Source organism: Microvirga aerilata (genome assembly GCF_016743775.1).
Lineage (GTDB): Bacteria > Pseudomonadota > Alphaproteobacteria > Rhizobiales > Beijerinckiaceae > Microvirga > Microvirga aerilata.
Map to the genome: position 1 here is coordinate 1 of NZ_JAEQMY010000109.1, position 11898 is coordinate 11898.

Sequence of the window (11898 nt, forward strand, 5' to 3'; positions counted from 1 at the left end):
GTCTGTGAGGAGGCGACCCGCCAGCCGGCCCTCTCGGATCATCAAGAGCGGAAAGTCTTTTCATAGCACGGGTCGGACCTTATCCGGACTCCCGCTTTGGCGGCGTGAGCGGACAATCATTGTGGTGAGGTCTGAATGCCCCCGCGCCCTTTCGTGCATCCTTGTCAAAGTGGTGTCCTTGAAGTTTATTGGGAGTTTACCTAGGTTTATTGAAATTTCGTAAACCGAGGTAAACTCCCAATAATGGACCCTCGCCTGAATCCCTTTGCGCCAGGAGCCGGAAGCCCTCCTCCCGAGCTTGCGGGCCGGGACCGGATTCTTGAGCGTGCCCAGATTGCGCTCGATCGAATCCGTGCCCGACGGGCTAGCAGGAGCTTCATCTTCTACGGTTTACGTGGGGTGGGAAAGACGGTCCTGCTCAACCGCATCCGGATCGATGCCGAAGCGAAGCATTACGCCAGCGTCTGGATCGAGGCTCCCGAGGAACGTTCCCTTCCGGCGCTCCTCGCCCCTGCCCTGAGGGCGACGCTCCTGAAGCTCAGCCGCGGCGAGGCATTGAGGGACAAGACCAAGAGGGCGATGAGCGCACTGGCGGGCTTCGCCAAGGCCCTGAAGGTGAAGTATTCTGACATCGAGGTGGGGATCGATCTCGATCCGGAGCCGGGCGTGGCTGACAGCGGCGATCTCGAGAGCGACCTAGCCGACCTCCTCGGGGCCATCGGAGAGGCAGCGGCAGAGCGCAATACCATTGCCGTCATCTACATCGACGAATTGCAGTACGTGCCCGAGGACCAGTTGGCGGCCTTGATCACGGCTCTGCATCGTGCCTCGCAGAACCAGCTTCCGGTGACGCTGCTGGCCGCCGGGTTGCCGCAACTCCTGGGTCAAATGGGGCGCGCGAAGTCTTACGCGGAGCGCCTGTTCGAGTTCGTTCCAGTCGACAAGCTGGATGCGGAGGCCGCCCGCAAGGCGCTCTGCGTCCCGGCGGAGAAGGAGGGCGTGGGCTTCGCCGACGAGGCCATCTCCGAGATCACCGAGCAGACGCAGGGCTATCCCTATTTCATCCAGGAGTGGGGCAAGCATAGCTGGGATCTTGCTGATGCCTCCCCCATTGAGGCGGAGGATGCCAGACGCGCGACCGTCGCAGCCCTGGGCGAGCTGGACGCAAGCTTCTTTCGCGTGCGGTTCGACAGGCTGACGCCCGCGGAGAAACGCTACATGCGGGCCATGGCCGACCTCGGGGCCGGACCGCATCGTTCGGGCGATATCGCGGACAGGCTGGGCAGGAAGGTCACGACGGTCGCGCCCGTCCGCAATTCTCTCATCGCGAAGGGCATGATCTATAGCCCATCCCATGGCGATACTGCCTTCACGGTGCCCCTGTTCGAGGGTTTCATGAAACGCACGATGCGCAGCAACGACGGAGACCAACAGGCATGAATCCGTCGCCCGAAGTCCTGCTTTCGCGGGCGGACGCCCAGCGCATCGTCGCCGACGGCGCCCGCCGTTACTTCGAGAGCCGCCGCGCCAGGGTGGACGATTTCGTCGACCGCCACTTCTCCTTCACCGGATCCGTTTCCATGCACCGCAAGGCGGTCGGATGGGACATGCTGAAGGCTCCCGCCAACATCGCACTCGCCGTTCCCCAGCTCGCCGCGAAACTTGCCGCAGCCGGGGCGAAGGCCGTCGGGGCGGATCGGGTGTCGGAGTACCTTGGATCCCGCAAGCTGGTGTTCGACACCGAGGTTGGGAACGAGATCGAATGGCTGATCATCACGGACCTACTGGAGCTGCCGTTCCAGCAGGGTGAGCGCGTTTTCCGCCGGGATGCCCTCGCGGATACCATCTTGGCCGCCCCTGAGCTTCAGGAGCGGCTCCACGATGCCCTTGGCGCCATCGGGAGGAAAGGCGACGACGCCGTATTCCGCGAGCGTCTGGAGGAGAGCCTGGAGACCTACGCAGGCACGCGGGCTGCCGCTGCGGAGATCGCGACGTCCCTGATGACGGTCGGAGCCGGCGCGCTCGCGGTGCATCAGGTGACGCCCGGCGTGATGTCCCTCGGCCCGGCACTGGCCGCGGCCCTGGCCCAGAACGCGGCCGTGGCATCGTTCCCGCTTGGCGCGGGAGCCGGAGGCCTCTGGTACGGCCTCTTCCCCGCTGCGGTCTCCCCCGTGCTCGTCGGAGGTGTGACCGGGGGGCTGCTGGCCCTCACGTCCATCGCGGCCGCTTTCGCCGGCATCATCGCGGATCCAATCCAGAAAGGCCTCGGCCTCCATCAGCGGCGGCTGAACAAGCTGATCGACGCCCTCGAGAAGCAGTGGAACCTCGAGCACGAGGACGCGGAGTTCGTGGCCCACGACCCCTACGTCGCCCGTCTCATGGACGTGTTCGACATCCTCAGCACCGCGTACCGCATTGCCAAGGCCTGAGCGGGCCCGACCCTGCCGAACCGAATTCCGTCCCCTCCGGCCGCCTTGGTCAGTCCATCAGACCCAGTCCCAGAGGCGCTTCAGCATGGTTTTCCCCGCATCGGTTTCCGTGACGACCCAGACGATCAGCGGGATCGCGATGGTTGCGGAAAGCCATTGCCAGTTCTTGCCGAGGAACTGGCTGGCCGTCCTGAAGGGCGCGACGGCAACCTGCACCTCCCGCTCGTAGGTGGGAAGGTCAACGACCTCGTCCATTCCCTTGATCCTGATCCGCACCGACGCCAGGAGCCGAAGGAGGCGGGTTCCGCTCCGCAGCGGAGTCACGCCGAAGTCCCAGCGGGCGATATGACCTGGACGGACGTATTGGTCTTGGGTGTTGATCTCCTGGATCGAAAAGTCCCCCTTTTCTCCCACGAGTCTGACGCGCATCAGCTGCGCGACTTCCAGGCGGTCGACGCGCGGCGTGCCGGCACCGCGTAGGCCATGACGCAACGCCGCCTCGGCCACCGTTTCGCCTCTACCTCCTCGGTCCTGCCATTGCGCTCGACGAGGGCCGTCTTGGGCACGAGCTTGGTCAGGCCCTGGATGCTGGCGCGCGCATGGCCCGCGGCGACACCCTCCAGCAGCTCGCCGACGAGGAACAGGAAGACCACCATGGCGGCCTCCTGGCCCATCATGCCGAGGTCACGGACAAGATCGCCCGCCTGACCGCCCTGCGCGACGAGCTCGAGGCGATGGTGGCCTGCGATCACCGGAAGGTATCCAAGTGCCGGATCATCGAAGGCTTGGCAGACCATGGGAAGAGCCAACACTCGGAGCACTGATGAACGCAGCCTCTGGTGACTGACATCGAAGGTCTGGTCAGGGTCAAACTGAGTAGTAGCGGATATCGGTCCGAAGGTCCGCTCATTCCAGCACTGCGGAAGTACGGCTAAGGTCAGCTTCGTGCCAACTTTGGACATCTGGGAACCCAGAATGTTTCGCCAAAGCACTCTGGGCTCAGGGAACTTTGCTGATCAGGAGCCCCCGACCGGCAGACAGGTCTCGGAACAGGCTGGGGTGGAGCCAGTTAGTCTTGGGAGCCTACCTCAGGAGCGCATCATGTTTCGCCCAGTCATCTTCGGCTCCATATTGATACTCCTTGTCAGCCCTGCTGTTGCTGGCCCGTGCACCCAGCGGATTGCTGACCTCGAAAGGTCGGTGACAGCCACTCAAGAGGGCTCCGGGCCCGCGTTGACAACACCATCGACCGCCGGCTCAACCTCGCAACCAGCATCCTCGAATCAGAACAATCCCGCGACCTCTCCTTCCCAGACGTCGGGGGCCAACCACTCCATGCAAATGCTGCACCAGGCAAAGCAGCTCGATCAGCAAGGGAAAGAGGCGGAGTGCATGCAGATGGTCACGCAGGTTAGTAGCATGGTTCCGCAGCATGCAAAGTAGCCTAGCCGGGGCTGCCAATCCCTTCCAACAGGTGGATTGCTTCGGTCACGCCGGGGCGCCGGAGAGACGGCATCAGGGACAGGAACTCATGCGTGAACACCCATTCGTCCCCGTCGACTTGGTCGGACTCTGAAGATCCCCTGCCCTCAACGAAGGTCTGGTAGTCATGCAAAAAGCTGACGTTCGGTCTACTTCCAGATCGTGCCAGCCTCAGTCTTCCGAACTGGTATGCTGAAGAAGCACCTGATGCTGGCGCAATTGTCAGCGCTTAGCGTTGAGCCATCTGACGCGGCTCGTTATAGTCGATGTGGATCACCTCGTTGTTGTCATAGCTGTTGACCCCAGCCACCTCGGAACGTGAGCGCAGATAAGCAATGACAGCCTGCCGGTTGCTCTTAACCTTGAAGTCGACTGCCTTGCACGCACTATGGAGCTTGTGGCGTACACTGCCACGGCTGTGGTTGTCTGTGTGCAGCTCCTTCGTGGACACCAGCGTCACAGCGCCGAAGCGCGTCCCGACATCCTTCAAGACGTTTTGCAGACCAGCTGGGAGGCAGTCGGTCGGCACAGGCTGCGCGGCAGCCGAAGCCGCCTGTGCAACAGGTGCAGCCTGGGCAAGTGGCGCGGGCTCAGGTGCCGGGCGGGCCGCCGCCTCTGCCGTCTGCTGGTGGGAGGTGAGCGGCGGTGGATCAACCCAAACACGGCGCGGGCTGGAGGCCGTTGCTGCTACGGAGTTGGGTCTAACAGGCTTCGCCTTCACCTGAGGGGCAACAGGAGCCTGCGCGATCTCCCGCTCCGCATGAGCAGGGGCTGCTTGCAGCAGCACGGCTCCCCCGCCAAACACAGCCCCAGCCAGGAGCAGCCCACTGAGAACGCGCGAGGTCGTTTCAACCTTGTCCCGCGACTGAATGGGACAGGAGCGTTTCACAACCTGAGGAGCCTGACGGAGCATTTTGAGGATCCGGTTCATTGCGTCACCTCAGTCGCATTCGTGCACGATACGGGACAGGACCCTGCCTTGGGGCGTGCGGTCCTTCTGCACCTCGAGATAGCAGTTCTCGGCCAGCTCAAGGGCCTCGCCTTCCGGCAGGTCAGTTAAGCCATCCTGGCTCAATGCTTCAGCCACATGGATCCGTGCTCCAGGAGCGGAAGAACTGCTTTGCGGGGCAGCCTGGGCGGAATGGCTGAGCACAAAGGAGGCAGCGAGGGTCAGAACGGCCAAGCCTCGAAGGTAAGGAGCAGGGATGCGGATCATGGCGGGGTCTCAGAAGTTCAGGAGCTTCCTGCCAGGATCAGCAGGATGCATATCGCTAACGCACAATCGAATATCGCGCAACTATACCTTAGGCCTATAGAATGGTACGGTAACGAAAATCAACCGCACAAGGAACTCGCCTTGACCCAGCCGCAACCAATCGAGCCTGCTGCCCTCGAGGACACCCTGACGCTTGATCGGCAGCTTTGCTTTGCCGCGTACTCGGTGTCTCAGGCATTCAACCGTGTGTACAAGCCGGGGCTGGACCAGATCGGTCTTACCTATCCGCAGTACCTGGTGCTGCTGGTGCTGTGGGAGCAGGACGGTGTGATGATGAAACATATTGGCGAGCGGCTTCATCTCGACTCAGGCACGCTGACCCCGCTGCTCAAGCGACTCGAAGCGGCCGGCATCGTGCGCCGCCAGCGGGATCTCGAGGACGAGCGTCAGGTGCGCATCAGCCTCACGCCTAAGGGGCACAGCCTCAAGGAGCAGGCCGCCAGGGCACGCCACAACGTGGTCTGCGCCAGCGGCCGCTCCGCACAAGAGATCCAAGCGCTCAGGGACGAGCTCATCCGCCTGCGCGACAGCCTCAACAGCTTCCTGTAGCAGCCCTTCTCCTGCCCCCTCTCTGCTGGCGCAAAAGCATTAGTGGGGGAACTGCGGCTGCGATTGTGACCTTGTCCCTGCGCTGGGCATTCGCCTCTCGACCGTCTCCTGCCTGCGTTCCGGCTCCTGTGAGCTTGGTTAGCGTCGTTCTCTGTCATTGACCAGAGTGCAGCTCATGGCGGTGCAATGCTTCCGGCAGGGAGGACAGGCATGCCGGCACGACCCAGCCTCATTCACAAGCCGCTGCTTACTATCGGGGCTGTGATCCTTCTGCTCCCTTTCACAGGTCTCAACGTGGCCTTGGCTCAGGCCTCAGCCTGCGAGCGGTACAAGGCCGAGCTCGCATCCTTGAACCGCAGCGGCGGTTCATCTCGGCTGGCCGAGGCTAATGCCCAGCGGCATTCCCGCGAGATCGAGCGCCTGGCAGGTTACTATCGGGCGATCGGCTGCGACCGTGGTGGCTTCTTCTTTCGCTCCCCGGCTGAGTGCGGCCCGATAGCTGGCCAGATCCGCGCCTTGCAAGGGAGCTACCAAGCGCTGGTCAGCCAGGCAGCGGATGCTGATGCCATCGCTGAACGCCGGCGCCAGCTCAGGGCTGCCATCAACCAGGCATGCGATGTCTCTGCGGAAGCAGAGGCGCTTCCAAAGGCCAAGCTTGGCGGCAATGGGCGGCTGGTGTGTGTGCGCTCGTGCGATGGAGGGTACTTCCCCCTGGACAGCGAGCCGAAAGGAAAGGAAAGCGTGGCCAGCCTGTGCAGCGCCCTGTGCCCGAATACAGAGGTGATGGTCTTCCGTGCTCCCCGCGGGGGCGGCATTAAGGAGGCGGTGTCAGAAACAGGCGAGCCGTACATGAAGCTGCCGAATGCGCTCCGCTACCGGAAAGCCTATGATCCGAGCTGCTCGTGTAAGAAACCGAATGAAAGCTGGGTGCGTGCACTGCGCAAGGCGGAGAGTATGATCCTGCGCAAGAAGGATGATGTGCTGATCACCGAGGCAGTCTCGGAGCAGATGACCAATGCGGCGCTCAGAAGGCCAAAGGCTAAGCGGGACAAGGCGGAGGGCACGATGATTGGTGCGGCCTCGGCAGCCCCACCGCCAACCTCAAGGGATCCTGAGGTCACGGGCAGCGTTGAAGCGAACCCCTCGCCTGCCGGGCAAGGCAGGACGATCCGGGTGATCGCCCCTGACATCATCCCGGTTCCAGTGCCATAGGCTTGTGAAGGCGCCTATTGAAAGGTCCGCGAATGTCCGTAATTGTATCAACCGCAGCCTTTAGGTGTGGTCGTGTAGGATCTGCTCACGGCCCGAACGCGGAACCTTGAACAACGTGCGTCCACAGCATCAAGAGCGCACCTAAGCGCCACACCTGCTCACCCTTTTCAGGCGCAGATCCCAGAACTGTTAGGGTAGGCTGCTTCAACATTGGGCTGCAGCTGAAGCCTGTATGGCTAGGGAGAAAGACAAACGAGCGGAGCGTGCAAAGAGGCGACATTTCTAGGTTTGTCACGAGCAGATCATGTACTCGGCGCTGCGGCGGAGGTCCACACTACTTCTGAGTTCCCTAACGTAGGCTGGCGAGGAGGCGTTCTAAGTCGCGCAGATTAGCCGTTCCGGTTTTCAGGAGAATGGAGTCGACTTGGCTCTTGATGGTCGACTCCTTAAGCCCGCGCGTGGCTGCCACAGCGCTCTTGGTGGCACCGCCATACAGAGCACAAGCCACCTCTGCTTCGGCTGGGGTCAACATGAACAGGCGACGCAGCAAGCTGGGATCAGGTGCGCGCGATGCTGCTCTGAGATCGCGCAACAGAATGAGCGCCTGCCCGGGCACCCGCCCTGTCAGCCCTCCTGCTCCCTCGGATAGCCGCCGCGGCAAGGGACTTACGAGAACAGCAAGGGCAGGGGTAAGGGATGCATCCCGCACCCGCAGCCCCCCACCTGGAGAGCCCCCTACGGCTGTTGCCCGCACAAGGGCGCTCAGGGCTCTCTGATCCTCGTGGTGGAGGGCTGCAACTACGCGATGACGAGGGCCAGGGCCAACCTTCTGCGCCACGATGTGCAGGCCCAGCCTGTCTGCTGCCATTGCCTCAGCTGCTGCATTGGCGAGGATAATCCTCAACTCGGCGTCTACCACGATCACCGCAGTTGCCAGCGCATCGAGTGCTGCGGTACCGGGTGCAGTTGAGGATGACCCTGGATTGAGCCGATGCCGCAACTGCATTGCGCGGCGTAGATGCGGTAAAAGGCTGTCGAGAAGATGCGCGTCAGCAGGTTCAAAGGGAGCCTCCCCATCCGCACGATGCAAGCACACTGGCATGAGGCCGGCAGCCCCAAGCGGCACAACGGTGCCGACCACATGGCGCAAGCCAACGTGCCTTCCCAATTCAGTGTAGAACTCACTTCGGATGTATTCTGTATCCGGTACTAGATAACCACTAGTTCTAGCTTTCGGCGGTGCACTCGGATCAGCACGCAGAACCGCTTCGGCCGTGCGGATGGTCCATAGATCGACGTAACGATAGTATGTCTGATACGCCGCAATTTCTCTGTCGGGGTAATCGGCGCGATAGAGGAGCTCTGCCCTGGCGCCTTGGTGATCGGAAACGCAGAGCCAGCCATTGCTAGCGCCAACGAGCCTCGACATGCTCCTCCCGACAGCAGCCCAAGGTGTTCCACCAGCTGCGGCGTCATAGATCTCCTCGGTGAGCGCAAGCAACTGTCGATCAGACATGGAGTGCACCTCCGTGACTATTGCGCCTCAAGAGGTATTACTCATCCTCTGAAGCAGACCACTCTGCCACTTACCGTAACCATACTAGGCTTTCCCCGACATCATATCCCCCGTTCGGAGGATGCGGAGTTGTTGATATGCTGCCAGCTTCTTCCCGAAGACGAGCGAAAGCAACGGTTCACTGATTACTTGTGAGGTGAAGGTTACATGATCCGCTATGCACCGGCCGCTTCGCTAGTGAACTTGTGATGTCACTTGCATTCTCATTCTACCGAGGATGGTAGCATGGAACATTTTTCTGATGGTCTGATCCGAACCTACGCTGTGGATCTACTGGGCTGCATAGCCTGCGCGGCAACTCTTCTGACGTTTGCTCAAAAGCGCATGTGGCCCATGAGGATCTTGGCTATTACAGCAAATGTATTCTTCATCGGCTATGGAGCTCTGGGTCTGCTTTACCCGGTTCTTCTTCTCCACCTCATCTTGTTACCACTGAACGTGGCGCGGCTCATCCAGCTCGTTGAACAGGATGGGGACTCTCGTGCCACTGGTCCCAAGATATCCAGGCAGCCTCCCGTCGCCGGTGAACCGCAGAAAAGCACCTCGTTTCCCCCTTTCAGGGGAAGACAGCGGTCAGCCAGCGGTGGCAGCCTGAGTTCCCAATCGCAGACCCCAGGTTACCTTGGTTCGGGGCCTCCGTAGACGGACCGTTGGAAGCGCGTTCACACAGGTCTCAGCGGGAAAACGATAGTGCACGTGCAAAGACGCTGCTGGCTTCACACAACTGCTCTCGGGAGGAGCACCATGCATACGTTCAGTGTCATGCTCACTACGACAGTCCTTGTGCTCACGGCTCCAGGACCGGCTCTCGCACGATGCAACAGCGATCAGACTACTTATGTGGGGCCTGCGAGCGGGGATCCTGAAAAGGATACTTTTGGTCGCAGGTGTGCTTCTGCTGATCTTGAGGGAAGCAATTCTTTCGTGATCGCGCCCAGAGAACTGCAGAAGGTGGGCGCCAGCACAGGTGAGAGCGAGAAGGATACGCTCGGCTACGCGCACAGGATAGGCGCTCAGTAGCTGTCGCTCATCGCACTGCCCCTGAGTGTCAACCCCAGGTTCCATAAGTCTAATTTCAATCTTTCCCTGCTGGACACCGGGCACAAGCCCTCTCACCGGTGCCATAAGGTTTGCCCATGGCAAGCGTGCCGATTACAACCTTCTTGGCCGGTTTTGGAGTGGGTCTGGCTGTTGCGGCACCGATTGGACCCATGGGGGTCCTGTGCATTCAGCGTACTCTTGCGTTCGGTTTGGCGGCCGGATTGGCCACAGGACTAGGGGCTGCCACCGTGCACGTCACGTTCGGGTCCATAGCAGCACTGGGACTGGAGGCGACTGCCGTAACCTTGCTCGGTGCCGGGACTCAGGGCCTGAGTCTGCTCTCGGCCGTGTTGCTGTTCTGGTTTGGCGCGAGGATCCTGAAACGAACCACTGTGCTAGACCCCTATCCGCCGCAGTCAGAACGGTGGCTCCATTTGTACGCAAGCGCCCTCCTGTTTGGCCTATCCAATCCTATGACCGTCCTATTGTTTATTGCAGTCATTCCGGCCCTCACGGCAAGCAACGATCTGCAGGCTGCACCAGTTCTCGTCATTGGTGTGTTTCTTGGCTCGATCCTTTGGTGGACGATCCTAAGTATAGCCACTGCCCTGATCCGTAGCCGTCTGTCTGCGGGCGCTACAGCCCTCACGAACAGAGCCTCAGGTCTGACACTGGTAGCCCTCGGAATGTTGATGCTGATGAAAGCCTTCGGACAGACGCTGCCATAGAAAGGGGATTGCACGGAATGCACAACGTCTGTGCAGTGTTGCCCCCGACGACGTCGAGTGTTTCGTTTCCGCAGACCTGCCACGCAGTTCGTTCTGTTCCTGCTCGGAGAAAAGTAAATGGCTGCTCAGGGTCAAAGTCTGCCTTTTGCAGCTTGCGCCGAACGTGCGCTTGTCGCCAATGAGCGGACGAACGAGGGGCGGCGGTGTTTCCGGGTAACAGCAAGGTGCGGTTCTCTCATTGCCAGAATGGCATCCTGACTTTCCGGTTATTGGGGAACTTCGCGTTCATCAGCGGCTCCGCATACGTGAACAGCAGTCGTCTCCGAAAGGCCGGGGGCGTCTCAACGATCTGGATGTCGCGCGCCAGCGCCTCATCTGGCCAGAAGGACAGTGTCTGCCCGCCTATGAAGGTCACCTCCTGGGTCCACGGTGGGACCTCGAGATCCCAGCGCTGAGCCAAGTGCTCGCCGATTGCCCCGAGCCAAGCATCATCCTTCGAATCTCCGGTCGGGATGGGCACCGGATCGAGCATGGCCTGTTGAACTGCCTTGTCCTTCTCCAGGTAGAAAGCCTGCAGGAACTCGCCCGAGGCAAGCCTGAAGCAATCACTATCCTCCCTGGCCATCGCTGCGACGTCAGCAAGGGACTTTGGCTTTGACCTCAGCACCACTCGGCAGCCAAAGCGGTCAAGTGCATACTCAAACTGGGAAAGCCTCCTCCCTATGGTGCGAGCTAGGTCACCATCGCTCTTCTCTCTTCTCTCAAGGTAAGGAGCGACGAGGCCTTTCAGTCGCCTTGCACTCTTGATGCCGGCCTGAGCCGCGATCCGGATGGCGGGTTCAAGGTCGTCGTAGCCTATGTCGTCCATTGAGCGGAGCGAGGCAAGGAACGTCATCGAGACAAGCAAGCTGGCCGGCGCGGAGAGAACACGAAGTCCGGGGCGCTCCCAGGACGGGTACATTCCCGTCGGGAACCCGGCTGACGCGGATAGTCCGTGGCCGAACGCGGCCGGCAGTACATCTTCGACCCAATCGTTGGGGAGCCCGACGCTTCGTCCCGCTCCCACGACCGCTTGCCGGACGATCCCGTGCCTGCCCTCGAGGCCGATCTCCGCCTCGATGCGATTGCCGTCATCCGACCAGCTATACCGCAGAACCACCGCAGTTCGGCCATGGATCATGATCTCGCCTATAACCCGGCGACCCCGAAGCTCCTCCCCAGCGAGGTCCAGTGCCTTGCGTACGAGGGTCAGGTACATGTGATCGGAAGCCGACATTGCCGAGTTCCCAGGGGTGACTTGCCCGAGAGGGAGGTAGGGCGCGGCACCTTGCAGACCATGGCACAAAACGCCGATACTTTCGGCGGCTCGCACATCTATTTGGTGTCATGGCGAGGAGCGTCTATTTTATTGAACCCGCACAACGTTCGGTTGGGTCAGACTTTCATGTTGAGCGCACCGAATGAATGTCCGCTCACGCCGCTAATGCAGGCATTCGCCTAACTTCCGGGATGTGCCAAACTCTGACGTTCATCGCGTGAGCGCTTCCAGGGGCAGCGCAATAACTCTTTTTAGCAAGAGCAAGCCGGCGCGCTTGACCTCGCTTC

12 protein-coding genes are annotated in these 11898 nt (G+C 61.1%); 6 read left to right on the forward strand and 6 right to left on the reverse strand.

The window, feature by feature from the left end; all coding sequences use genetic code 11:
* Positions 1–243 precede the first annotated feature (243 nt).
* Both JKG68_RS27975 and JKG68_RS27980 read left to right on the forward strand, forming a co-directional pair.
* On the forward strand, positions 244–1440 hold the full coding sequence (locus tag JKG68_RS27975) for an ATP-binding protein (protein WP_202065259.1): 1197 nt from the start codon (positions 244–246) through the stop codon (positions 1438–1440).
* Positions 1437–2429, forward strand: a complete 993-nt coding sequence (locus JKG68_RS27980) for a DUF6635 family protein (protein ID WP_202065260.1) — start codon at positions 1437–1439, stop codon at positions 2427–2429. Before JKG68_RS27975 ends, JKG68_RS27980 begins: the two co-directional genes overlap by 4 nt.
* A 57-nt stretch (positions 2430–2486) precedes the next feature.
* Here the strand turns inward: JKG68_RS27980 and JKG68_RS27985 are convergent, their stop codons facing one another.
* Both JKG68_RS27985 and JKG68_RS27990 read right to left on the reverse strand, forming a co-directional pair.
* Entirely contained in the window at positions 2487–2858 is a 372-nt protein-coding gene (locus tag JKG68_RS27985; protein WP_202065261.1) for a hypothetical protein, read from the reverse strand.
* Positions 2858–3241: a hypothetical protein gene (locus JKG68_RS27990; RefSeq protein WP_202065271.1), complete on the reverse strand. Its 384-nt coding sequence runs from the start codon at positions 3239–3241 to the stop codon at positions 2858–2860. Before JKG68_RS27990 ends, JKG68_RS27985 begins: the two co-directional genes overlap by 1 nt.
* Before the next feature lie 289 nt (positions 3242–3530).
* On the opposite strand from JKG68_RS27990, the gene JKG68_RS27995 reads away from it, so the two are divergent.
* Positions 3531–3872: a hypothetical protein gene (locus JKG68_RS27995; RefSeq protein ID WP_202065262.1), complete on the forward strand. Its 342-nt coding sequence runs from the start codon at positions 3531–3533 to the stop codon at positions 3870–3872.
* Positions 3873–4140: 268 nt separating this feature from the next.
* Here the strand turns inward: JKG68_RS27995 and JKG68_RS28000 are convergent, their stop codons facing one another.
* Both JKG68_RS28000 and JKG68_RS28005 read right to left on the reverse strand, forming a co-directional pair.
* Positions 4141–4842 carry a D-Ala-D-Ala carboxypeptidase family metallohydrolase gene (locus tag JKG68_RS28000; RefSeq protein WP_202065263.1) on the reverse strand — a complete coding sequence of 234 codons (702 nt, stop codon included), beginning with the start codon at positions 4840–4842 and terminating at the stop codon, positions 4141–4143.
* 9 nt (positions 4843–4851) lie between these two features.
* Positions 4852–5127 (reverse strand): hypothetical protein, encoded by a 276-nt coding sequence (locus tag JKG68_RS28005; RefSeq protein ID WP_202065264.1) that lies wholly within the window; start codon positions 5125–5127, stop codon positions 4852–4854.
* A 141-nt stretch (positions 5128–5268) separates the two neighbouring features.
* Between JKG68_RS28005 and JKG68_RS28010 the strand changes: the two genes are divergently transcribed.
* Both JKG68_RS28010 and JKG68_RS28015 read left to right on the forward strand, forming a co-directional pair.
* Positions 5269–5736, forward strand: coding sequence for a MarR family winged helix-turn-helix transcriptional regulator (locus JKG68_RS28010; protein ID WP_246515965.1), 468 nt, complete (start codon positions 5269–5271; stop codon positions 5734–5736).
* 210 nt (positions 5737–5946) lie between these two features.
* Positions 5947–6948 (forward strand): DUF2865 domain-containing protein, encoded by a 1002-nt coding sequence (locus JKG68_RS28015; RefSeq protein WP_202065267.1) that lies wholly within the window; start codon positions 5947–5949, stop codon positions 6946–6948.
* A gap of 921 nt (positions 6949–7869) precedes the next feature.
* Here JKG68_RS28015 and JKG68_RS28020 read toward each other — a convergent pair.
* Positions 7870–8010 carry a hypothetical protein gene (locus tag JKG68_RS28020; RefSeq protein WP_202065268.1) on the reverse strand — a complete coding sequence of 47 codons (141 nt, stop codon included), beginning with the start codon at positions 8008–8010 and terminating at the stop codon, positions 7870–7872.
* A 1650-nt stretch (positions 8011–9660) separates the two neighbouring features.
* Here JKG68_RS28020 and JKG68_RS28025 point away from each other — a divergent pair.
* A complete protein-coding gene (locus tag JKG68_RS28025; protein WP_202065269.1) occupies positions 9661–10293 on the forward strand; it encodes a LysE family translocator in 633 nt (210 codons plus the stop codon).
* 235 nt (positions 10294–10528) lie between these two features.
* Here the strand turns inward: JKG68_RS28025 and JKG68_RS28030 are convergent, their stop codons facing one another.
* Positions 10529–11551: a hypothetical protein gene (locus tag JKG68_RS28030; protein WP_202065270.1), complete on the reverse strand. Its 1023-nt coding sequence runs from the start codon at positions 11549–11551 to the stop codon at positions 10529–10531.
* Positions 11552–11898 lie beyond the last annotated feature (347 nt).

What these genes read in the sequence shown, in the direction of transcription:
- JKG68_RS27975 (WP_202065259.1), top strand. Translation starts at nt 244, where the DNA reads ATGGACCCTCGCCTGAATCCCTTTGCGCCAGGAGCCGGAAGCCCTCCT.
- JKG68_RS27980 (WP_202065260.1), top strand. Translation starts at nt 1,437, where the DNA reads ATGAATCCGTCGCCCGAAGTCCTGCTTTCGCGGGCGGACGCCCAGCGC.
- JKG68_RS27985 (WP_202065261.1), bottom strand. Translation starts at nt 2,858, where the DNA reads ATGCGCGTCAGACTCGTGGGAGAAAAGGGGGACTTTTCGATCCAGGAG.
- JKG68_RS27995 (WP_202065262.1), top strand. Translation starts at nt 3,531, where the DNA reads ATGTTTCGCCCAGTCATCTTCGGCTCCATATTGATACTCCTTGTCAGC.
- JKG68_RS28000 (WP_202065263.1), bottom strand. Translation starts at nt 4,842, where the DNA reads ATGAACCGGATCCTCAAAATGCTCCGTCAGGCTCCTCAGGTTGTGAAA.
- JKG68_RS28005 (WP_202065264.1), bottom strand. Translation starts at nt 5,127, where the DNA reads ATGATCCGCATCCCTGCTCCTTACCTTCGAGGCTTGGCCGTTCTGACC.
- JKG68_RS28015 (WP_202065267.1), top strand. Translation starts at nt 5,947, where the DNA reads ATGCCGGCACGACCCAGCCTCATTCACAAGCCGCTGCTTACTATCGGG.
- JKG68_RS28025 (WP_202065269.1), top strand. Translation starts at nt 9,661, where the DNA reads ATGGCAAGCGTGCCGATTACAACCTTCTTGGCCGGTTTTGGAGTGGGT.
- JKG68_RS28030 (WP_202065270.1), bottom strand. Translation starts at nt 11,551, where the DNA reads ATGTACCTGACCCTCGTACGCAAGGCACTGGACCTCGCTGGGGAGGAG.